Annotated in this window: 19 protein-coding genes; 16 read left to right on the top strand and 3 right to left on the bottom strand. The window is 53.8% G+C overall.

Annotation, left to right across the window (positions count from 1 at the left end; translation table 11 throughout):
• Nucleotides 1–206: 206 nt before the first annotated feature.
• The 7 genes from ACHUE7_RS08230 to flgL all read left to right on the top strand — a co-directional run bounded on the left by ACHUE7_RS08230 (nucleotide 207) and on the right by flgL (nucleotide 9,069).
• Entirely contained in the window at nucleotides 207–950 is a 744-nt protein-coding gene (locus ACHUE7_RS08230; protein WP_394169540.1) for a flagellar basal body rod protein FlgF, read from the top strand.
• Between the two features lie 24 nt (nucleotides 951–974).
• Nucleotides 975–1,760, top strand: a complete 786-nt coding sequence (gene flgG, locus ACHUE7_RS08225) for a flagellar basal-body rod protein FlgG (protein WP_127555162.1) — start codon at nucleotides 975–977, stop codon at nucleotides 1,758–1,760.
• 42 nt (nucleotides 1,761–1,802) lie between these two features.
• Nucleotides 1,803–2,498 (top strand): flagellar basal body L-ring protein FlgH, encoded by a 696-nt coding sequence (flgH, locus tag ACHUE7_RS08220; protein ID WP_394169539.1) that lies wholly within the window; start codon nucleotides 1,803–1,805, stop codon nucleotides 2,496–2,498.
• A gap of 86 nt (nucleotides 2,499–2,584) precedes the next feature.
• Entirely contained in the window at nucleotides 2,585–3,673 is a 1,089-nt protein-coding gene (locus ACHUE7_RS08215) for a flagellar basal body P-ring protein FlgI (protein ID WP_348475502.1), read from the top strand.
• Between the two features lie 85 nt (nucleotides 3,674–3,758).
• On the top strand, nucleotides 3,759–4,724 hold the full coding sequence (flgJ, locus tag ACHUE7_RS08210; protein WP_394169538.1) for a flagellar assembly peptidoglycan hydrolase FlgJ: 966 nt from the start codon (nucleotides 3,759–3,761) through the stop codon (nucleotides 4,722–4,724).
• A gap of 15 nt (nucleotides 4,725–4,739) precedes the next feature.
• Nucleotides 4,740–7,799 (top strand): flagellar hook-associated protein FlgK, encoded by a 3,060-nt coding sequence (gene flgK, locus ACHUE7_RS08205; protein WP_394169537.1) that lies wholly within the window; start codon nucleotides 4,740–4,742, stop codon nucleotides 7,797–7,799.
• 16 nt (nucleotides 7,800–7,815) lie between these two features.
• Nucleotides 7,816–9,069 (top strand): flagellar hook-associated protein FlgL, encoded by a 1,254-nt coding sequence (flgL, locus tag ACHUE7_RS08200; protein ID WP_394169536.1) that lies wholly within the window; start codon nucleotides 7,816–7,818, stop codon nucleotides 9,067–9,069.
• A gap of 41 nt (nucleotides 9,070–9,110) precedes the next feature.
• On the opposite strand, the gene ACHUE7_RS08195 is transcribed toward flgL, so the two are convergent.
• Nucleotides 9,111–9,425, bottom strand: a complete 315-nt coding sequence (locus tag ACHUE7_RS08195; RefSeq protein ID WP_394169535.1) for a hypothetical protein — start codon at nucleotides 9,423–9,425, stop codon at nucleotides 9,111–9,113.
• A 219-nt stretch (nucleotides 9,426–9,644) separates the two neighbouring features.
• Between ACHUE7_RS08195 and ACHUE7_RS08190 the strand changes: the two genes are divergently transcribed.
• The 9 genes from ACHUE7_RS08190 to ACHUE7_RS08150 are packed head-to-tail and all read left to right on the top strand — an operon-like array spanning nucleotide 9,645 to nucleotide 18,091.
• Nucleotides 9,645–10,628: an NAD-dependent 4,6-dehydratase LegB gene (locus ACHUE7_RS08190; protein WP_394169534.1), complete on the top strand. Its 984-nt coding sequence runs from the start codon at nucleotides 9,645–9,647 to the stop codon at nucleotides 10,626–10,628.
• 1 nt (nucleotide 10,629) lies between these two features.
• A complete protein-coding gene (locus ACHUE7_RS08185; protein WP_394169533.1) occupies nucleotides 10,630–11,793 on the top strand; it encodes a LegC family aminotransferase in 1,164 nt (387 codons plus the stop codon).
• Nucleotides 11,790–12,995, top strand: a complete 1,206-nt coding sequence (gene neuC / locus ACHUE7_RS08180; RefSeq protein ID WP_394169532.1) for a UDP-N-acetylglucosamine 2-epimerase — start codon at nucleotides 11,790–11,792, stop codon at nucleotides 12,993–12,995. The genes ACHUE7_RS08185 and neuC overlap by 4 nt, the downstream gene beginning before the upstream one ends.
• Nucleotides 12,988–14,052 carry an N-acetylneuraminate synthase family protein gene (locus tag ACHUE7_RS08175; RefSeq protein ID WP_394169531.1) on the top strand — a complete coding sequence of 355 codons (1,065 nt, stop codon included), beginning with the start codon at nucleotides 12,988–12,990 and terminating at the stop codon, nucleotides 14,050–14,052. The genes neuC and ACHUE7_RS08175 overlap by 8 nt, the downstream gene beginning before the upstream one ends.
• Nucleotides 14,036–14,641: a NeuD/PglB/VioB family sugar acetyltransferase gene (locus tag ACHUE7_RS08170; RefSeq protein WP_394169530.1), complete on the top strand. Its 606-nt coding sequence runs from the start codon at nucleotides 14,036–14,038 to the stop codon at nucleotides 14,639–14,641. Before ACHUE7_RS08175 ends, ACHUE7_RS08170 begins: the two co-directional genes overlap by 17 nt.
• Nucleotides 14,642–14,681: 40 nt before the next feature.
• Nucleotides 14,682–15,743, top strand: a complete 1,062-nt coding sequence (locus tag ACHUE7_RS08165; RefSeq protein WP_394169529.1) for a nucleotidyltransferase family protein — start codon at nucleotides 14,682–14,684, stop codon at nucleotides 15,741–15,743.
• Nucleotides 15,743–16,654 carry a Gfo/Idh/MocA family oxidoreductase gene (locus tag ACHUE7_RS08160; protein ID WP_394169528.1) on the top strand — a complete coding sequence of 304 codons (912 nt, stop codon included), beginning with the start codon at nucleotides 15,743–15,745 and terminating at the stop codon, nucleotides 16,652–16,654. The genes ACHUE7_RS08165 and ACHUE7_RS08160 overlap by 1 nt, the downstream gene beginning before the upstream one ends.
• A gap of 2 nt (nucleotides 16,655–16,656) precedes the next feature.
• Nucleotides 16,657–17,346, top strand: coding sequence for an acylneuraminate cytidylyltransferase family protein (locus tag ACHUE7_RS08155; protein WP_394169527.1), 690 nt, complete (start codon nucleotides 16,657–16,659; stop codon nucleotides 17,344–17,346).
• Nucleotides 17,336–18,091, top strand: a complete 756-nt coding sequence (locus tag ACHUE7_RS08150; RefSeq protein WP_394169526.1) for an SDR family oxidoreductase — start codon at nucleotides 17,336–17,338, stop codon at nucleotides 18,089–18,091. Before ACHUE7_RS08155 ends, ACHUE7_RS08150 begins: the two co-directional genes overlap by 11 nt.
• Here ACHUE7_RS08150 and ACHUE7_RS08145 read toward each other — a convergent pair.
• Both ACHUE7_RS08145 and ACHUE7_RS08140 read right to left on the bottom strand, forming a co-directional pair.
• Nucleotides 18,088–19,026: a hypothetical protein gene (locus ACHUE7_RS08145; RefSeq protein WP_394169525.1), complete on the bottom strand. Its 939-nt coding sequence runs from the start codon at nucleotides 19,024–19,026 to the stop codon at nucleotides 18,088–18,090. The two genes, ACHUE7_RS08150 and ACHUE7_RS08145, sit on opposite strands and share 4 nt — an antisense overlap.
• The gene (locus ACHUE7_RS08140) at nucleotides 19,023–21,095 is read right to left on the bottom strand and encodes a motility associated factor glycosyltransferase family protein (protein ID WP_394169524.1); all 2,073 of its coding nucleotides are present in this window, start codon (nucleotides 21,093–21,095) and stop codon (nucleotides 19,023–19,025) included. Before ACHUE7_RS08140 ends, ACHUE7_RS08145 begins: the two co-directional genes overlap by 4 nt.
• Nucleotides 21,096–21,211: the final 116 nt, after the last annotated feature.

Below are 21,211 nucleotides of genomic sequence, written 5' to 3'. Positions count from 1 at the left end.
TGCCGCTTCCGCAGACCGGCAATCCAGGCCAAAGCTTGCCGTTTGGCCATCCTTTCTTCTATTCCGTCCTTTCCTGTTTCACGTCTTTCCTGTTCTGCGTCTCCTATGTACCGCGTCTTTACTGGCCTGCGTCTCTATAAGTAAACCTGGCACACCTTTCGCAATACCCTCTGTACAGTCTATTAAAGCGGCAGCAGGAGTCCGGTATGGATCGTGCCCTCTACATTGCAATGACCGGCGCCAAGAACAATATGATGGCGCAAACGTCACACTCCAATAACCTGGCCAACGCCTCAACCACAGGCTTTCGGGCCGACTGGGCGCAGGCCCGGGCAATGCCGGTATACGGTGAGCATTTCCCGACCCGTGCCTATTCGATGACCGAGCGACCAGCAACCGATTTCAACGACGGTCCGCTGATTGAAACCGGCAACGAACTCGATGTTGCCGTGGGCGGTGACGGCTTTTTATCCGTGCTCGATGCCGAAGGCAACGAAGCCTATACGCGGCGCGGCGACCTGGCGGTTACTCCTCTGGGTGAATTGATCAACGGTGTGGGTCAGCCGGTTCTGGGTAACGGTGGCCCGATTGTTTTACCGCCTTATGAAAAGCTGGAGATTGCCGGCGACGGCACCATCTCCATTCGCCCCGCGGGTGGCGGCCCCAACGAAATGCTGGTGATTGACGCTTTGAAAGTGGTCAATCCCGATCTGCAAAATTTTGAAAAAGGCACCGATGGTCTGTTTCGCCCAAGAGAGGGTGAAGCGGTATTGGCCGGTGACCCGGCATTGCGAGTGGTCTCCGGGTTTGTGGAAGGCAGCAACGTTAACGCCGTCGCTGAGCTGACCAACATACTGGCCATCAACCGCCAATATGAAATGCAGATCAAAATGATGAAGGCATCGGACGATGTGTCCCAGGCCGCCGAACAATTGTTGCGCCTGAACTGATCGGGCCCGGCAGGAGAGTAAGTCATGCACAAGGCATTATGGGTAGGTAAAACCGGTCTGGAGGCACAGGACATCGCCCTGGCCACCATCTCCAACAACATGGCCAACGCCAGCACCACCGGGTTCAAAAAGGAACGGGCGGTGTTTGAAGACCTGATCTATCAGGTACAGCGGCAGCCGGGCGGGCAGAGTGCGCAAAATACACAGTTACCCTCGGGGCTGCAGCTGGGTACCGGTGTGCGCACCGTTGGCACGCAAAAGATGTTTACCCAGGGCGATCTGAACATGACCGAACAACCGCTGGATATGGCGATTAACGGTCGCGGCTTTTTCCAGGTGCTGATGCCGGATGGCAACATCTCCTACACTCGGGATGGCACCTTCCACCTGAATGCCGATGGCGACATCGTAACGGCGAACGGCTACTTGCTGGAACCCAACATTCAGGTGCCTGAGCAAACCAAAACCATCACCGTGGGTAACGACGGCATCGTTACTGCCGTTTCGGAGAATGACAACATTCCGTTCGAGATCGGGCAGATCGACGTGGTCGACTTTGTTAACCCGGCGGGTTTGCAAGCCATCGGCAACAACCTTTACCTGGAAACGGCCGCCAGTGGTCAGCCACAGGTGGGTGTCCCCAGCCTGGACGGGTTTGGTGCCATTATTCAGGGCGCGCTGGAAACTTCTAACGTCACCATTGTTGAAGAAATGGTCGATATGATTTCAACCCAGCGCGCCTACGAAATGAATTCCAAAGTGGTCAGCACGGCCGATCAGATGCTGGGCTTCATTAACCAGAATCTTTAATTGGCTTAAGTGACATCGCTCGTAAACAGTAAGGGGCACAGTATGAACATTCACAGCGTACCCGGCATTCTGACCGTACTCGTCGCGCTCGTACTTGCGGGGTGCAGCAGTATGCAAGTCACTGCCCTCAGCGACTCGCCCAAACCCGGGGATCCGGATTTCGCGCCGGTACCATCAGATTCATTGGAGCCACCGCCAAGTAACGATGGGTCTCTGTTCAACGATGCATATGGCATGTCGCTCTATGGCGATAAGAAAGCCATGCGCACTGGCGATATCATCACCGTAGTATTGGATGAAGAAACTCAGGGCAGCAAGTCCTCCCAGAGCTCATCGTCCAAATCCAGCGAAGCAGGCCTGAACGCACCGGTTATTGCCGGAGGTGCGCCGATTGAAGCGCTTAGCGCCACCATCCAGGGAGAGCGCAACTTCTCGGGCCGGGGCGATGCGGACCAGAGCAACAGTCTGAGCGGCAACATCTCGGTGACTGTATCGGAAGTACTGCCTAACGGCGTACTGCGCGTTCGCGGCGAGAAATGGATCACCCTCAACACCGGGGCTGAGTTCATTCGCATTCAGGGCATGTTGCGCCCGGAAGACATTAACCTGGACAACACCGTCTCCAGCCAGAAGCTGGCCGATGCCCGTATTTCCTATAGCGGGGCCGGCGGGCTGGCCAGTGCGAGTCAGCCCGGTTGGCTGACCCGGTTCTTTAACTCCTCGTTGTTTCCGTTTTAACAATCCATGCGGTAAGCGGGCCATCGAATGGCCCGCAACTTGCTAACTCATCAACGCACGCCCCAAACCGCCAACAAGGTGACACCATGAAACGCTTCACGATCACACTGGTTCTATTGCTGCTGGGCAGCCTGGCGTATGCCGACCGGATTAAAGATCTGGCTGGGGTGCAGGGTGTGCGTAATAACCAACTGGTGGGCTATGGCCTGGTCGTTGGCTTAGGTGGTACGGGAGACAGAGCACCCTTCACCAACCAGACCTTCCGCAACATGATGGAACAGTTCGGCATTACCATACCCGAAGGGGAAGACCCTCGGCTGCGGAACGTCGCTGCCGTCAGTGTGCATGCCACCTTGCCGCCATTCTCCAAGCCCGGTCAGGAAATTGACATTACCGTCTCCAGTATCGGCAACGCCGATAGCCTGCGCGGCGGCAGCCTGCTGCTGACACCGCTGCGCGGCCCGGACGGCCAGACCTACGCTGTGGCTCAGGGCAATCTTGTTGTCAGTGGCTTTGGCGCCGAAGGGTTGGATGGCTCCTCCATTCAGGTCAACGTCACCAGTGCCGGGCGCATCCCCAATGGCGCCATCGTTGAACGCGGTGTGAACAGCACCTTCTCGCAAGGCGATTATTTGACGTTTAACCTGCACCGGCCCGATTTTACCACGGCCCGCCGCATGTCCGAAACCATCAATGACCTGCTCGGCCCGGGTGCTGCGTCTGCGGTGGATGCCGCCTCAGTTCGGGTAACCGCACCGCGTGACCCCAACCAACGCGTCAGTTTCATCAGCGTACTGGAAAACCTGGAAGTCACCCCCGGGGAAGAGTCCGCCAAGGTCATTATCAACAGCCGCACCGGTACTATCGTTGTGGGGCAGCATGTCCGTATTGACCCCGTTGCCATTACCCATGGCAACCTGACCGTAACCATCGACAACGCCCTGCAAGTCAGCCAGCCGGAAGGATTCACCGATGGCGAAACCGTCGTCGTGCCCGACACCGACATCAATATTGACGAAGGTGATAACCGGATGTTTCTGTTCGGCGGTACCGTTACCCTGAATGACATTGTGAATGCGGTTAACCAGGTAGGCGCTGCGCCGGGTGATCTGATGGCGATTCTGGAGGCATTAAAATCGGCCGGGGCGTTGAAAGCTGAATTGATTGTTATCTGACTCTGGCACATATCTTGAGTGCACAACTGAGTGTAACGGTTCGCCTCGGTGAACCGGCAACGTTTAACCCATAGAGCGGCAAATCATGGCTTCACAAATCGACGCAGCCTTTAACTACAACGATCTCAATGGCCTAAACAGTCTGAAATCGCTGGCCCGTAAAGACGATGCGGCCGCTCTGAAAGGTGTTGCCCAGCAATTCGAATCCATGTTCATCAACATGATGCTGAAAAGCATGCGCGATGCCACCGATGTTATGGCCTCTGACCTGTTGAGCAGTAACGAAACCAAATTCTACCGCGACATGCACGACCAGCAACTCAGTCTGCACCTGGCAGAAACCGGCGGCTATGGGCTGGCGGAAGTGATGTTTGAGCAGATGTCGGCCAATTTGCCCCAGCGTCCGGCTGACTTTCATAACATTGATGTCAAATCATTGAACGACAGCACACGTCCTGAATTGCCGGTTGCACCTGCACCTCGTGACCCGGTGGGAATGGGTGCAGTAGAGCCGACATCCAGTGTCAATCTGACCAGTCCTGAACTGGATAAATTGTCGGCATTTGAATCCCCACAAGCCTTTATTGAGTCCCTGTTACCCCATGCCGAGCAAGCCGCACAGCGATTGGGTGTGGAGCCGCGCATACTGGTTGCCCAGGCTGCGCTGGAAACCGGCTGGGGCAGGGCGATGATTAAGGACGACCAGGGTGCTAACAGCTTCAATTTTTTCGGCATTAAAGCCGATCAGCGCTGGCAAGGTGCGGTGGCCGATACGCAGACGCATGAATATGTTGAAGGCAACCGGATTTCAATTCGTGATGCGTTTCGCGCCTATGATGACCCGTCCCAGTCGTTCAACGATTACGTCGACTTTTTAAGCAGTAACCCGCGTTATCAGACTGCACTGGATCAGGTCTCTGACTCTGAACAGTTCGTTCGCTCGTTACAGTCTGCCGGCTACGCCACCGATCCGGATTATGCCGATAAAATCCTGCGCATCGCCAACAGCCTGCCCACTACCGATGCTGAATTCAGCTTGGGTCAGGCATAAGCCGGAGGCCACAGAATGAGTCTGCTCAACACGGCAATTACCGGTCTTAAAGCGCAACAGGAAGCCTTGCGGGTAACCGGCCACAACATTTCCAATGCCAGCACGCCGGGCTATTCGCGCCAGGAAGTGGTGCTCGATACCAACAGCCCCCTGTTTCGAGGCTTTGGCTTTGTTGGTCAAGGTGTTGATATTCAGTCGGTACGGCGAATTACCGATCAGTTCATGATTGCCCAGCAACGCACCGACACCAGTGAATTTCAGCAACTGAACGCCTATAAGGTCAACATTGAGCAAGTTGATCGCATTCTGGCCGATGAACGCACCGGCCTGCAGCCGCAACTGGACCGCTTTTTCGCCAGCTTGCAGGGCGGGGCGGATAACCCGGCCTATGTGCCGGCGCGGGATGTCGTACTGGGTGAATCCCAGGGGCTGGTCGACCGGTTCCAGACCATTCACAAATACCTTACCGATCAGAATGAAACCCTCAACAGTCAGATGCAGGCCATGGCCGGTCAGGTAAATTCGCTGGCGGCTGGTATTGCCACGTTGAACAACGAGATCGTCAGTGCGCGCGGCAGTGCCAGCGCCCAGCCGCCAAACGACCTGATCGACAAGCGTGATGAAATGGTTCGGCAGTTATCCGAATATATGGATATTGACGTGACTGTCGATAACGACCAGTTCAATATTTCCATTGGCAGTGGTCAGCCACTGGTACTGTCTAACCAGGCTAACCGTATTGAAGCCGTGCCGGGTACCGAAGACCCTCAGCGTTTCGGCATTCGATTTGTCAGCCCGATTGAGCGCAATGACATTACCGCCGATATTTCCGGAGGCCAGCTTGCTGGCTTGTTGAATTTCCGTTCAGACGCGCTCGACCCCGCGCTGAACAATCTGGGCCGTATTGCCGTTGGGTTCGCGCAGGAATTCAATAACCAGCACAAGCTGGGCATCGACCTGAACGGCAACTTTGGTCAGAACGCGTTTCAGGACATGAATGATCCGGAGCTTGCTTCCATCGGCCGGGCCCAGGGCAGCAGCGACAACGCACTGCCACGCAACCAGGTGCTCAGCGTTTTCTTTGAAGACACCCGGGAACTGACCACCAGTGATTACACGCTAAGCCTGACCGGTCCCGGCAATTCGCGCTATGAAGTTATTCGTAAAAGCGACGGGGCGGAAGTGGCCAGCGGCTCTCTGACCGGCGACTTCCCGGACTCAATTGAATTCGATGGCCTGCGCGTTCAGCTGGAAGGCGGCAATTTCAAAGAAGGGGACGAGTTCACCATCAACCCGCTGCGCGGTGCCCCGGCCCAACTCGACTGGCTGATTGATGAACCTGCCGAGCTGGCTTTCTCCTACCCCATGCGAGCGGGCACCGGGGTCGGCAATCAGGGTACCGGTGAGATCAACCAGGGCACCATGCTCAGTCGCGATAGCGAGATATTTTCGGTAGACGGGCAGTTGTCACCGCCGTTGGTTATCGTGTTTGAAAGCCCGACCCGATATTCCGTGTACGATAACAGCGACCCGGGTAACCCGGTCTCGCTCGACCCGCCGCTGGAGAACATAGAATATGTTCCGGGTGTAACCAATACATTGTTCACCGATGACCCGGGTGAAACTCTAGTCAGCAGCTGGCGGCCACGTTTGCCGGAAAGCCCAGCTTTGGCGCTTGATGGCCCCGCAACGGTAGCGCCCTACAACGGCATCAATTCCGAGCGCTTTGTGTTCTCCAGAACCGACCCGAACACCGGTGAAGTGACGCAAGACGAGACGCTGATTACCCCGCGAGGTGCCAGCGCAGCCGAGATTGCCGATGAATTGAACCGGGTCGACGGCGTCACCGCGCGCGCCTTCAGCGAAGTGCAAATTGCCAATTTTACCAACTCCGGTACACCTTATGACCCTGACAACCCATTTGAGGTTTGGGTAAATGGATTTAACCTCACGGAAAATGATCTGGGTCCCAACCAGACAATCTATGAGGACGGCTACCCGACTGAACTGCCCGATGCAATGAACCCCAATTTCCTGGCAGACAGAATAAACGCCCATTATGACTTGCAACAAGCTGGCATTCGCGCCAAAAGTGATGGCCAGACTTTGACCATTACCCAGGAAAATGGCGACGACATCTTTATCGAAATGCGCGGCGACAAACCGCAAGACGCCATTGTTGGCTCGCCGCCGCTCGGATCCGGTATACCTAATGGCGCCATTGACCCCGGCGATACCTTTGAAATCAGTACCGGCGAACGTTGGCCTGTAGAGCCGGCCAGTGGGACCACCCGCGGTCAGCTCAATAATCTGACTGGTTTCAACTTCAGCGAAGGTGGCCCCTACACTTATGAAATGTACTTGCCCGACGGGCGCACCGGGCGAATCACGCTGGAAGGCAACCACGCAACGGCTGATGATGTGAAAGCCGAAGTTGAGGCCAAAATCGGTGCATTGCTCGACAGTCCGGGGCGTGTGCAGGCACGCATAACGGCACGCGGCGAACTCGAGTACCAGATATTCATGAAAGTCTCGGGCACTGGTAACGAAGATACGGTTGGCGTTAATGTGGGCGGCCAGGTCGATGTAACCATGGCCAGTGGTATTTCTCTGCAAACCCGGCCCGAAGCGGGTGCCATCTTTACGGGCACTCCTGAAGCCAAATCCACCTACCAGGGGTTTCAGTTTGAGATTGGTGGTCGGCCCGAGATCGGAGACGAGTTTAGCATCGGCTGGAACGAAGGCGGTGTCAGCGACAATCGCAACGTGCTCGATCTGGTTGGGCTGGAAACCACCGACACGGTCAATAATCGAGATGGCGGCATGACCTTTACCGAGGCTTATAGCCAGGCGGTAGAGCAAGTGGGCACCAAAACTCGTCAAGCCCAGATCCAGACTGACGCGGCCGAGGGTGTTCTCGCTTCCACCGAAGAAGCCCTCAACTCCGTACGCGGCGTTAACCTTGATGAAGAAGCTGCCCGGCTGATCGAGTTCCAGCTTGCCTACAATGCCAACGCCCGGGTCATTAGCATCGCCCAGGAAACCTTCGATGCTTTACTGGGCGCTTTCCGATGATTATGAGGTCTGAACCATGAGTGATCGACTCTCTACCTATTGGATTTACCAGCGACCAGTCAATGACATGCTTCAGCTGCAAACCAATCTGAATAAGACACAGGAACAGATCAGCAGCGGTAAACGTATTCTGACTCCGGCTGATGATCCGGTGGGCGCCTCTCGAGTATTGCAGCTGAACCAGGAAATAGCCCTGATGGATCAGTACGAGCGCAATATTACACTGCTTGATGCTCGCCTGGAGCAGGAGGAGGGTGTCTTGAGTGCTGTGGAAGACAGCGTGGCTCGTATTCGTGAACTGGCGGTACAGGCGGGTAATGCCGGTGTATTGACCGAAGAGGATCGGATCGCTATCGCCGCTGAAGTCAGGGAGCGGGTGGACGAAATGGTCGACCTGATGAATACCAAAGACGGCAGCGGCGAATTTTTGTTTTCGGGGTTTTCAGGAAACACCCAGCCCTTTGTTAAAAACCCGGGAGGTGGCTACGGTTACGCCGGGGATGAAGGCGTGCGCTTTTTGCAGGTAAGCCAGACGATCACACTGGCATCAAGTGACTCGGGCAAGGATGTGTTCATGGACATCCCGGCGGACGAAATAAGCTTCACCAGCTACGCGAACACGGAGAATACCGGCAATCCACCAGGTGTTATTTCAGCGGGTATTACAATCGACCAGCAAGCGCTTGACGCATTTTATCCTGAAGACGCGGTGATAACCTTTGAAAACCCGTTAGACATTGATCCACCTGAACAGAACTTTACTGTGCGCAGAAAATCGGATGGTCGGGTATTGGGCGGGCTTGAGAATGTCCGCTTCACTCCAGGTGCCCCCATTCAGGTCGGTGGCGTGGCTGTGAACATATCGGGTAATCCTGATCCGGGTGATCAGTTTGTGATCGAATCCAGTCGGAACCAGGGGGTATTGACGACCTTCGAGAAATTTCTGTTTACCCTGGAGAACTACCCACCCGGTGAAGGTTTCGATGAGGTTTATGACGCCAACATTGAGCAGACCTTGAATAATCTGGACAATACGATTGCCAATGTTTCTCAGGTCAGGGCGCGAATCGGTGCCCGTTTGAATACTTCAGAAAGCGTCGTGAACCAGCACGCTGACAATAAGCTGGCAGCGAAAGACATCAAATCGAGTATTGAGGATCTGGACTTTGCCGAGGCGGTGAGTCGGTTACAAATGGAAAGTTTCATTCTTCAGGCTGCTCAGCAAAGTTTTGCCCAAACCAGCCGGCTGAGCTTGTTTGATTTCATTTGAAGTCGGGTGACAGCCGCGGTCGCTCGAAATCTGAGCCCCGGTTACCGGGGCTGTCCTTTGGGTTTTGAAGACAACTGATTGATATCCCGATATTGATTGACGCTTTTTTGGGCCGATTTGCGACCCCCATGCACTTCTACCAACGTACTGAGCAGGGTAAGGCTTTCGGTTTCGAACAGTGACCTGTTTTCGTCCAGTACGCGCTGCGCTTCCGACAACAGGGTGGTCGCTTCTTCCCGGGTCATTGCTGGCAGGGCAGCTTCGACGTCTTCGCGCCAGGCTGGCATGGTCACGGCAAGCCGATCGGGCTGCATCAATAGTCTGTCAAGATCATTGAGCAGGGTTTGAACAGTCATGTTGCGCTCCTGGATGGTGGAAAGAGGCTTGTGTTGGGCAAAGCATACCAACTTAGGCTAGTGTAGGATAAAACTCCGGTTACAATGTCTGGTCGTACAGCTGGAAAACCATTGAATTGCCGGGCCTTTCAACGTTTTTGCTGGAGTTCCAGTCAAGCCAGAAAGTCGGTTGGGTTTTTAGCCGCCGAACCTTGGGGTTCATCGAAAAAAGGATAGTAAATGGGTAAACATGCCTTGGTCACCGGTGCTGATGGTTTCATTGGCTCCCACCTGGTAGAACAACTGGTAGCAAATGGGTACCAGGTTAAAGCTTTGTGCCAGTATAACTCATTTAACAGCTGGGGATGGCTGGATGAGTCACCGGTAAGCAGTCAGATAGAGGTGGTTATGGGGGACATCAGAGACCCCAAGCTCTGTCGAGAGCTGGTGGCAAATTGCACGACCGTGTTTCATCTGGCTGCTTTGATTGCCATACCCTATTCCTACAGTGCACCCAACAGCTATGTGGATACAAATATTCAAGGGACCTTAAACCTGTGCCAGGCAGCGCTGGATGCGAACGTTGAACGCTTTATCCAGACATCGACCAGTGAAGTGTACGGGACGGCCCGTTATGTCCCGATCGATGAACTTCACCCGCTTCAACCACAGTCGCCTTACAGCGCGTCGAAAATTGGGGCCGATGCAATGGCCATGAGTTATTTTAACAGTTTCGGGCTGCCGGTCAGTATCGCTCGTCCGTTCAATACCTATGGCCCCAGACAATCAGCCAGAGCCGTTATCCCAACTGTCATCTCCCAGATTGCAGCCGGTGAAACGGTGCTTAAGCTGGGTGATCTGAGCCCCACGCGTGACTTCAATTTTGTTACCGATACCTGCGACGGTATGATTCGAATCGCCGAGGCGCAGTCCGCCGTTGGTGAAAGTATTAATATTGGTTCCAACTACGAAATCAGTATTGGAGACACCGTTGCACTGATTAAATCGATTATGAATAGCGGCATTGAAATTCAGAATGATGAACAGCGTGAGCGGCCGAAGCAATCGGAGGTATTTCGACTGTGGTGCGATAACGCGAAGCTGAAGTCTCTGACAGGCTTCTCACCGGACATTTCACTGGAAACAGGCCTGAAGCTGACCATTGACTGGTTTACCCAAGCGGATAACCTGAGGAAGTACAAGACTCACTTGTACAATATTTGATATGAGTCCAGAAACCCTTTTAGCGTTTATTCGTTCACGGGCTGGCGACGATGGATTCGTTCCCCTGCATGCACCGGAATTCGGTGACATCGAAAAACGCCTGGTCATGGAAACCATTGATAGTACCTTTGTTTCAAGCGTAGGGCAGTTTGTTGACCAGTTTGAAGCCGACCTCAATGCCTATACCGGCTCTGCCCACACGATAGCAGTGACCAATGGAACGGCTGGTTTGCATTTGGCACTGCATGCTCTGGGTATTGGTCCTGGCGACCTGGTACTAACCCAGTCGCTGTCTTTCATTGCAACCTGCAACGCGATCCAGCTAACCGGAGCCCGCCCTGGTTTTGTTGATGTGCATGAGAAAACGCTGGGGTTGGATCCGGCCGCTCTGGATCACTGGTTATCCCGTGAAACATGGCGGGATAGTCAGGGTGTACTCAGGTCGAACTCATCCAATGCACGAGTTGCCGCAATAGTACCCATGCATACTTTGGGTCACCCGGTTGATATTGTTGGGATATTGGATGTTGCCAATGCCTATGAACTGCCAGTGGTCGAAGATGCCGCCGAAAGTCTGGGATCATGGGCCGGTCGCCATCACACCGGGACTCAGGGACGTCTGGGCGTGCTCAGTTTTAACGGCAATAAAATTCTTACCACCGGAGGCGGTGGTGCCGTCTTGTGTCAGGATGATGCCATGGCGCACCGCTTGAAGGCGTTGAGCACAACATCCAAGGTGCCACATCCGTTTCGTTTTCAACACTCCGAGTTTGCATTTAACTATCGGCTACCCAATCTCAATGCCGCACTGGGCTGCGCACAGCTCACTCGACTGGACGAGCGACTGGCTGAAAAACGCACGCTGGCCATGGCCTATAAAGACCTGTTCAGAGGCTCTAACTTCTTTTTCGTGGAAGAACCCGCGGATTCCTGCTCCAACTATTGGTTAAACGCGGTTGTTTGCCCAACTCCTGAGCATGCTGAACAATGGTTGGATATAACCAATGCGGCCGGAATCATGACTCGTCCAATGTGGGAGCCCATGCACCGCTCTCAGGTTTATAAAGACTGCGAGCGCGGCGACTTGCCGGTTACGGACCGAATGGCGGATTGCATCGTATGTTTGCCGAGCAGTTCTGTGCTTGGCCGGGAGGGCCGGACATGAGCCCGCTCAGAAACATCGCTGTTTTTACCGGCTCCCGTGCTGACTATGGGTTACTTTACTGGACTCTGAAAGCGCTAAAGGACCATCCTTTGTTTAACCTGGCGTTGATGGTGGGGGGTAATCATCACCTTGCCCGTTGGGGCAATACGGTTCAGCAAATCAGAACGGATGGCTTCGATATCAGTTGTGTACTCCAAGTTGATATTAGTGGTGAATCCAGTTTGGATACCGTCTTGGTGACCTCAGAAACACAGCGGTTGTCTGCTTTGTATTTTGAACAGCACCGGCCGGATGCCGTGATTCTACTGGGAGACCGCTATGAAGCCTTTGCGGTAGCAACGGCGGCTTTTCTTATGCGCATACCGGTCATTCATCTGCATGGTGGGGAAGTTACTTCCGGTGCTCTGGATGAAGGGTTGCGCCATGCCATTACCAAGCTGTCTACCTGGCATATTACCGCAGCCGAGGCCTACCGGAATCGAGTAATTCAAATGGGTGTTCAGCCAGACCATGTCTGGAACTTTGGCGCGCCAGGACTTGAGTATCTCGATAGAATGGCGCCCCTGTCGTTTCAGGCATTGTCAGACAGCCTGGAAGGATGGCTGAAAGGTCCGTTTTTGCTGGTTACCTACCACCCCGAAACCACTGGCAATCATTCCCTTCAGGATCAACAAGCGTTGTTCAATGCACTGGACGAGCGAAGCGATTTACAGGTGCTGGTAACCTACCCGAATGCGGATGCCGAAGGCGGGCAACTGCTGGATCGACTCTTGTCGTGGGCGCGCAGTCAGCCGGAACGGGTCAGAGCCGTGGCCAGTCTGGGTCAGGCGCGTTATCTGAGCGCTATGACACTCTGTGAGGCGGTGGTCGGAAATTCATCCAGCGGAATTATTGAAGCGCCGAGTTGCCAGGTGCCTACGGTTAACATCGGGTCTCGTCAGCAAGGCCGGGAAATGGCGGCGTCGGTGATCTGTTGTAGCGCTGAATCGCAGACTATCAGACATGCCATTGATCAGGCTTTGAGTGAAACCTTCAAAGTGCGCTGTCGTGACACCAGTAATCCTTACGATTCAGGCGCTTTTTCCAGTCATTTTGTCAACTGGCTTGGTAAACAGAGTGTTGAGATTTCAGGTGGGCCACCCTTTTATGACTTGCCAGCTTTTTCGGCTGCGATGCTGACCCCGGGAGCAACCAATGAATGACGTCTTTTTGATAGCTGAGGCGGGTGTAAATCATGACGGGGTGGTAGAGAAGGCGCATCATTTGGTTGAACTCGCCGCCCGCTGCGGTGCAGACGCAGTAAAGTTTCAAACCTTCAATACCGACGCGCTGGTAAGGCAGGGAGCCGCTCAGGCCGAGTATCAGAAACGTGCTCTGGCCAATGATCAGTACAGCCTATTGCAGCAACTTGAACTCCCTGCGGAGGCCTTCAAATCGCTGGCGCAGCAAGCGCAAGCATTGAACATGGAATTCATGACAACAGCGTTCGATACCGCTAGTCTTGCTCTACTCGATGACTTGCCGGTTAAACGCTATAAGATTCCCTCGGGCGAGATTACCAATCTGCCTTTTATTATTCAGCATGCCCGTCGGCCTCTGCCGATCATTCTCAGCACCGGTATGGCCAGCATCCGTGATATTGAACAAGCCTGTGCCGCCGTAGTATGGGGTCGGCTATACCCGGATCGATGGCCACTCAGTATTTCTGAGTTAATGGCGGTATACGAACAAGATTTCCCCAACCTTGCCAAACACCAACTGACCTTGCTGCATTGCACTTCTGCTTACCCCGCGCCGGTTGATTCATTGAATCTGAGTGCTATCACCGATTTGCAATCCCGGTTTGGGGTTCCCATTGGTTATTCCGATCATTCCCTGGGTAATAGCGCAAGCCTGATCACTATGGGTCTTGGCGTCCGTCTGATTGAAAAACACTTTACGCTGGATACCTCAATGCCCGGGCCGGATCACCAGGCGTCGATGTCGCCCGAGCAACTGGCAGACTGGGTTCAAACCGTGCGGGCAGCAAGTCGGGCTCTGGGTTCTGCCAGCAAGCAGACCCATCAGTATGAATCAGATGTGAAACACGTGGCGCGCAAGAGTCTGGTGGCCAGGCATCCTATCGCCATGGGCCAGATCATTCAGGAACAGGATCTGACGTTCAAGCGACCTGGAAGCGGTCTGCCTCCCTCATCATTTTTCGACCGGGTCAATCAACCCGCTCACCGAGCCTATGAAGCGGATGAAGACATTGAATGACAGACCCTGGCTGATTCTCGGGGCCGGTGGACACGCAGCGGTAGTGATTGATGCACTGCAAAGGGCCGGAGCAACGGTGTCCGGGGTACTTGACCCTGCGTGGCAGGGCGCTGCACCGCTGCAGGGTGTGCCGATGCTGGGTGCGGATGACCACCTTGAAACCGTTAACCCGAAACAGGTCTATATCGCCGTTGGAGTAGGGGGGAATGGCGGTAATCCTGTGCGCCGGTCGCTGTTCACCCGGGCCAGGAATGCGGGTTTTGAGTTGCCACCGGTCATACACCCAGACAGTACGGTTGCCGAATCAGCCTCATTAGAGCCGGGTGTGCAAGTAATGGCCGGTGCAGTGATACAGGCACGGGCATTGCTAGGTGAGGGGGTGATCGTCAATACATTGGCCTCTGTCGATCATGATTCAGCTATTGGCGCCTTTTGCCACATTGCTCCGCACGCCTGTATTTGTGGCGGTGTAAAACTGGGACAGGGGGTTCATGTGGGGGCAGGCGCGGTTGTCATTCAAGAAATTGAGGTAATGGCCGATAGCTTCATCAAAGCCGGGTCCTGCCTGACACGATCCCTGACACGATAATAGCAACAGGCAACCACCAAGCCCCGGATGAGGAGACCCTGTGGTAGATACCCATTCCCTGGAACAGCATTTTTTGTCACCTGATCTGTCGGTGAGCGATGCCATTGAACGACTGAACGCCGTTCAGCCAAAGTTGTTGCTGGTAACGACCGCCCATGGTGGTTTGATCGGAACCATTACAGACGGTGACATTCGCCGGGCACTGTTGAAGCATTTGCCGTTGACTACGCCGGTGCAGCAGATCATGAATCCGAGCCCCAAGGTTCTGGGTGAGACGGGAACCGATGCCGGCGCACTTAAAATCATGCGACGCTATGGGCTCACCGGTGTGCCTCAGTTAAATAATGAGGGACGGGTTGTCGCCATTCTGGGCCGGCAGAACGTTGTCCCGCGCCGCGACAATGCTGTTTTTCTGATGGCGGGTGGTTTTGGTAAGCGACTCAGACCGCTGACCAACAATTGCCCGAAGCCCATGTTGAAAGTGGGTGACAAGCCAATTCTCGAGACGATTCTGAATCAGTTTATTGATGCCGGATTTCACCGGTTCTTTATATCTACCCATTATCTGAATGAGCAGATCGAGCATTATTTTGGTGATGGCAGCCAGTTCGGCGTGAGTATTACCTACGTCAATGAATCCATCCCGCTGGGTACGGCGGGTGCGATCGGTCTCTTACCTGCCTGGGCGCGCGAACAGCCGCTTCTGATGATGAATGGAGATCTGCTGACACGCGTCGATTTCGACCAGTTGCTAACCTACCATGAAAAAGAGTCGGCCGACCTGACCATGGCAGTCAGGGAATACCAAACGCAAATTCCTTATGGTGTTGTCGAGCACAATGGGTCGAGTATTACCCGCATTACCGAAAAGCCATTGATCAATCATTTTATCAACGCGGGCATTTATTGCATCTCTCCCAAGGCTGCCAACTCGGTACAGAGGGGCAGAGTTCTGGATATGCCCGATCTGATCGACCGGCGCCTGACCAAAGGTGCCAAAGTCGCGATGTTCCCGGTTCATGAATACTGGCTCGATATCGGTCGGATCAGTGATTTTGAACGCGCCCAGGAAGACATCAGGTTGCTGCGCGGTGTCGCCTGATGGAGCATCGCGTCGTCATTTTTGGACGCGGCTCTATTGGTATGCGGCACCTGAACGTTTTCTCCGATTTGCTACCGCAGGGTTCTGTCCTGTCGTTGCCCGCCGGGTTGCGTCAGCAGGAATCTGTTGAATCGTTGGTTCAGCGTGCCGTCGCCCATCAACCCACTATTGCCATCATTGCGGTGCCGGCTCCATTTCACATCCCTTTTATGGCCGCGTTGACTGGCAACGTCTCTCGTATGCTCATCGAAAAACCGCTTTGTACTGATCGACAGAGCCTCGAGCACTTTCAACAGCGTATGGATACCACTGATGTATGGGTCGGGTACAATCTGCATTATCGTGATGAATTTCAGTTTCTGGCAGAGGCCATCAATGGCCTGGGTCCGTTGCGGTGGGCTGAATTCAGGTGCGGGCAGTCACTCGACCAATGGCGGCCAGGGCGGGATCTCACTCAAACCGTGTCACTCAAGCCGGAATGGGGCGGTGGCGTGCTTTGGGAATTGTCACACGATCTGGAAATGGCGCAAAGTTTGTTGGGCCCCCTGACTCTAGACCGGATACACCGTCAGCGCGGCAGATTCAGCGATGGTGTCGACGAGTCGGCTCAGATGCTGCTTACCGGTCCCCGGCAGGTGAGTGTCAGCGTCAATCTGGATTTTCACAGAACTCGGCCCGAGAGAACGGTCACAGTTGCCGGCTTGAACGGTGAGGTCGAAGTTGATTTGGTGAAGTGTACCGGGTACAAGAGCATTGATGGGGTGGTAGAGGAACGTCACTTTGACTCCACCGATACCTATGTAAGGCAGGCAAGCTGTTTGCTGGATCTGGCCGATTGGCCGCACCAGCCGAACATTGACTCAGCCGTTCAGGTCACTGAGCTTATATTATCCGCGTTGGAAGACAGTTAGTTATGAAGGGTGTTGCATGGGTGTTTGCCCGGGGCGGATCCAAAGGGCTGCCGGGCAAGAACATTAAACCACTGGCGGGTAAACCGTTAATCGCATGGAGCATAGAGCTTGCCCGATCAACGGGCTGTTTTGATGCCGTGTTTGTCTCAACCGATGATGAGGAAATTGCCGGGGTAGCCGCAGCCCATGGCGCTGAAATACCATTCATGCGACCTGCGGAGCTGGCTACCGATACCGCTTCCGAATGGCTTGCATGGCAACATGCTGCCCGCTGGCAACAATTGCACTACCCGGGTGTCGAGGGATTTACGAGTTTGCCGGCTACCTCACCATTGCGAACCACCCAACATATCCTGGAAGCTGTCTCCCTGGCCGCCGATCACGACCTTGTTTTGGGTATTACCCCAGCACCACACCACCCGGCATTTAATATGGTTCGTGTTCAAAATTCACAGGTCAGTTTGTGGGATGAGCAAGCGCCACGTCTGGTTCGCCGGCAGGATGCCGAGCGCGCATACAATATTACAACGGTCGTGTATGCTACCCGGGTTGCTCATGTACTTGCCGCGTCGCATGTGCTTGAAGGCAATATCGGGTACATAGAAGTGGCGCCATTAAACGCCGTGGATATAGATACCGGGATGGATTTTTTATGGGCTCAGTGGTTGTTGGAGCAAGCGAATGTCGGATGATCTGTTTTCGCTGTCGGGCAAAACAATCCTGATAACTGGTAGTGCCGGTCACATTGGGCGACTGCTGGTCGAGCAGTTTACTCGGGCCGGTGCAAGTGTCTGGGAAATGGACAAGCCTGATTCCTTAGCCTATTCAAACGCCTTGTTTTTACCGGTTGATCTGTCGGATGGCGACTCGATTGCCGGATCCGTAAAGCCGATGCTGGCGTCAGTCGACCGTCTGGATGGCTTTGTGCATTGCGCCGCCTACGTGGGAACCTCCCAGTTGCCCGGGTGGCTCGGCGATCTGTCTGAGCAAAGCCGGGAAACCTTTGATGCGGCATTGGACGTTAATCTGGGTTCTGTCTTTTCGCTGGTCAAAGCGCTATTGCCTGTATTTGACGATTCAAGTCTGGTGTTTCTTTCCAGTATCTATGGCAGTGTCGGCCCTGATTTTTCATTGTATGAGGGTACGCAGATGGATAACCCCTTGGCTTATGGTGTTTCCAAAGCAGGGTTGAATCAACTGTCACGCTACCTGGCGAATCGCTATGCGGGCGTATTGCGCAGCAATGCGCTGGTACTCGGCGGTGTCGAGCGGGGTCAGCCAGCGAATTTCATCAAGCGCTATTGTGAAAGAACCCCACTGAGCCGCATGGCGATAGAAGCCGACATTGTTGGCCCGGTGCAATTCCTGCTCTCCGATGCCGCTCGATATATTACCGGGACGGAGCTCCCGGTGGACGGTGGGTTTCTGGCACGTTAAACCGCAGTGATGCGAGAGAGGCAGTCCCGTGCCTGCTCGTTTTCAAGTTTGCTGATCAGTGATTTCAGCGAGCTGGTTTTTTCCAGCACGGCGTCAGGATCCTGGACGGCCGATGCAGTTGCATTTCCCGCTTCAATCCAGTTTACCGCATCGGCTGACGCTGTTTGCCCGGCAACCCGCCGGTAATAACACCACCATACGTCGACAGCTTTCAGTTCATTGTTTTGCTGAACCCAAAGGTCCCGGTCAAAATCTGATTGGTACCGTTCCAATTGATAGAGCCATTCGCCCGGAAAGCTATTGGGAGTATCCGGATTCAACTGTCCCTGACTGAGCAGCCCCTCTATGTAGTCTATTGGGTGAACCACTACAACGGTACCGGCGGTCCAGATAGGTGCGTGCCTCGACTGGAGGTGTTGAAAGTGAAGGCCTAAGGACTCACTGGCGCATACCGGGGTCTTGCCTTCCAACTGGTGCGCCCGCTCAAGGATATACAACAATTCTGCCAGGCTGAAAGTTAAGGACGTCAGCAGCTTGTTTTCATCTCCCTGAATGGTTTCTGCAGCCAGAGGCAGACCATTCAGTTGCCTGGCCAGCGTATTGACGATGTCGGGAGCGAAGCGGGATTCCAGCTGATCGATCAATTCCGCCCGGTTTTCGCCTGCCGAGATTCCCGTAATCCAGTGTGTATTCGCGGGTGCTACCTTGCCCTCACCAGACAACAAGGCCTGGTAGATGCTAACCAGGTAATTCAGTTCGGGTCTGATTATATCCGGCTCACTGACCAAATCGTTTATCGCGTTAATTTGTGGAGAGGTGAGCGACGCTGGGTCTGAATCATCGAGGGTGTCGGGTACCCGGTCTGCTATTACCAGTAGCGCATATTCTAGTGCTGATGAAGGCACCCACAATTCATTGTTAACCTGCAGCTTCATTGTGACTCTTCCTCCACAAACGGATCTTCAACATACTCGGTGATGCGTTTTTCCAGCCAATTGTCTTCTTCGATACTGTCTTTTCGCTGTCTAGCCCAATCAAAGTGCCTGGGCATTTTTTCCAGAAAGTCGATGAAACCATCGCGCCATAGTTCGATGTGCTTCTGGATTTCAGCTTCATCGGTAGTAGAAAATGCAGCGGATACTCCGGCATTGATGTAGTGCCAGAGCGTGCCCCGTGTAAAGAAGTACAGTGAACTTCGGGTGTTCCGGTAATAGTCTTCACGCCAGAAGGCGAGTTGCAGCACCGTATGGACCAGGCCAGCCCGGTTCGGTTCCATGTCGTTCAATCGCGCAATGGTAAATTCGGATACATCTCTCAGGAAATCGAGCAGTAGCTCGGAACCGCGTGTAAGCTCAGCGTCGGGTACCAGTGTGCTCTCGTAAAGCAATCGCTGGGCGAACCCCGGGTGAACCGGGCGCTCTCCCAGACAGCTCTCGAATTCTTCCGCACTTCGAATGACATGGGTGTACTTGATGTCCGCCCCTGTTGCGCAGTTATAAATTGAACAACGCTTCTGGTGAAGTTCAAGCAGTTTCTCGATTCGGTCCCGCGCGGAGTTGTAAATGGGCTCGGTAGTTAGCGGTTCTCCGTCAACTGACGGAACCGTCATCTTGCCCGCACGGGTCTGACCAACCTGGCGTAGGTAGCTGGGCGCTGATTCGTCAAAATAAACGCTGCCGGTAGCATGACTGGACTGTGGGTCCTTGTATCCAAAGTCGGTACCAAACAGAAACACATTCTGGAAACCGAGCTGTATTGCCAGGCCAGTTGCCGCATTGGTACAGGTTGGAGTCATGCCTTGTAGCTGGGCTGAGTTTGATTTTCCAAACAATTCGAACAGCGCGGTCGAATCCTTAAAGAACATCAGTCGGTGTTTGACCATTTGAAAGACACGGGGGTTGAGCTGTATTGCACCGACCAGTAACGGAACCTGATAGTCGCTGCTGAGCGTGTGTTCCAAATGCAGCACGGTGGCGTAATCTGATTCGATCTCAACATGTACGTCAGGAACGATGCCGTGGTGTTTCAAAACAGACAAAGCTGTGCCTGCGCTAAACAACACGATCTTGTCGCGATGTTCGATGATCCAGTCAATACGATCGTTGAGTGAGGGGCCGGCGCCCACCACAACCGCGTTCATTTGAATATTGGCGATACTCAGGGCAGGAGAGAGGCGTCTGTGTAGAATGGGCACCAGGTTATGCAAGTTATGTCGGGCATTGTTAAATTGATTGACCTCATCGTCGTAGAAGCCCCAGGCCGTCATGAATACCTTGAATTCTGACTGCATTCTACTGATCGCCCGGTCATGGCTGGCCTGACGGCGATGATTGTAGAATACCGTTAATGAAGGGAAGAGGGGTGTGTAGCGTATCAGTTCGTTCCAGTTCGCCTTAAAGATATCTTCATCGTTGTCTGAATCAGTGAGGATGATATTAAAGTTTTTGCGATTGGCTTTGCGAAACTGGGGAATGAAGTCGTACCAGTCGGTTAGATAGAGCGATACCAGAAACAGCTCTGGATTGGACTCCTGGACGACCAGAATCTGACTTTCCTTGCGTTCAACAAAACGCTGAATATGCAATCCACACCCCACACCAGAGAAGAAAACCATGGGCATCGTCTCGGGCAGTAGATGATCACGCGGGTGAATGGCCTCATGGTTCATCTTGTTGATGGTCGTGTTCAGGTGTTTGTGGAAGAAGCGCGGACCGCTGTAGTTATTGGGTGCAATCGGGATAATAGTGGTAATAGGGGCACCGGTCTGAAACTTGTTTAGAAATTCAGACAGTTCCGCTTCAACCTGGCGTTCAGCATCACCCAGGTAAAGAGACTGGCTTTTGTTGAATACATCAATCTTCTCGGTCGTACCATTGACCGACAACGTCACGTTCTTCAGCTCAATTTGCAACAAACGCTTGTGAAAGGCGGGCATACTCTCTTTAAAGAACGCCATATTGCGGTCGAACCGCTGTTGCAAGGCTGGAGGAGCAAACTTCCACATAGATGACACCTTTTTGACTCAGGGTGTGGGTATAGCATGATTTGGGCCATCATACCGACTGTGGGGAGCGCGGAATAGGGGTGTTTGTTATAAAAAGCTTATTTAAAATAACTTAA

It is taken from the genome of Saccharospirillum alexandrii (assembly GCF_043641555.1).
Lineage (GTDB): Bacteria > Pseudomonadota > Gammaproteobacteria > Pseudomonadales > Natronospirillaceae > Saccharospirillum > Saccharospirillum alexandrii_A.
Note: the sequence above shows the minus strand (reverse complement) of the source record. Positions and strands in the feature narration are given on the sequence as shown.

Bases quoted from the DNA above. Each gene is read 5' to 3' on its own strand.
- ACHUE7_RS08215 (WP_348475502.1), top strand. From the start codon at position 2,585: ATGAAACGCTTCACGATCACACTGGTTCTATTGCTGCTGGGCAGCCTG.
- flgG (WP_127555162.1), top strand. From the start codon at position 975: ATGCACAAGGCATTATGGGTAGGTAAAACCGGTCTGGAGGCACAGGAC.
- flgL (WP_394169536.1), top strand. From the start codon at position 7,816: ATGAGTGATCGACTCTCTACCTATTGGATTTACCAGCGACCAGTCAAT.
- neuC (WP_394169532.1), top strand. From the start codon at position 11,790: ATGAGCCCGCTCAGAAACATCGCTGTTTTTACCGGCTCCCGTGCTGAC.
- ACHUE7_RS08190 (WP_394169534.1), top strand. From the start codon at position 9,645: ATGGGTAAACATGCCTTGGTCACCGGTGCTGATGGTTTCATTGGCTCC.
- ACHUE7_RS08230 (WP_394169540.1), top strand. From the start codon at position 207: ATGGATCGTGCCCTCTACATTGCAATGACCGGCGCCAAGAACAATATG.
- ACHUE7_RS08160 (WP_394169528.1), top strand. From the start codon at position 15,743: ATGGAGCATCGCGTCGTCATTTTTGGACGCGGCTCTATTGGTATGCGG.
- ACHUE7_RS08195 (WP_394169535.1), bottom strand. From the start codon at position 9,425: ATGACTGTTCAAACCCTGCTCAATGATCTTGACAGACTATTGATGCAG.
- ACHUE7_RS08175 (WP_394169531.1), top strand. From the start codon at position 12,988: ATGAATGACGTCTTTTTGATAGCTGAGGCGGGTGTAAATCATGACGGG.
- ACHUE7_RS08150 (WP_394169526.1), top strand. From the start codon at position 17,336: ATGTCGGATGATCTGTTTTCGCTGTCGGGCAAAACAATCCTGATAACT.
- ACHUE7_RS08145 (WP_394169525.1), bottom strand. From the start codon at position 19,026: ATGAAGCTGCAGGTTAACAATGAATTGTGGGTGCCTTCATCAGCACTA.
- ACHUE7_RS08185 (WP_394169533.1), top strand. From the start codon at position 10,630: ATGAGTCCAGAAACCCTTTTAGCGTTTATTCGTTCACGGGCTGGCGAC.
- ACHUE7_RS08155 (WP_394169527.1), top strand. From the start codon at position 16,657: ATGAAGGGTGTTGCATGGGTGTTTGCCCGGGGCGGATCCAAAGGGCTG.
- ACHUE7_RS08170 (WP_394169530.1), top strand. From the start codon at position 14,036: ATGAAGACATTGAATGACAGACCCTGGCTGATTCTCGGGGCCGGTGGA.
- flgH (WP_394169539.1), top strand. From the start codon at position 1,803: ATGAACATTCACAGCGTACCCGGCATTCTGACCGTACTCGTCGCGCTC.
- ACHUE7_RS08140 (WP_394169524.1), bottom strand. From the start codon at position 21,095: ATGTGGAAGTTTGCTCCTCCAGCCTTGCAACAGCGGTTCGACCGCAAT.
- flgJ (WP_394169538.1), top strand. From the start codon at position 3,759: ATGGCTTCACAAATCGACGCAGCCTTTAACTACAACGATCTCAATGGC.
- flgK (WP_394169537.1), top strand. From the start codon at position 4,740: ATGAGTCTGCTCAACACGGCAATTACCGGTCTTAAAGCGCAACAGGAA.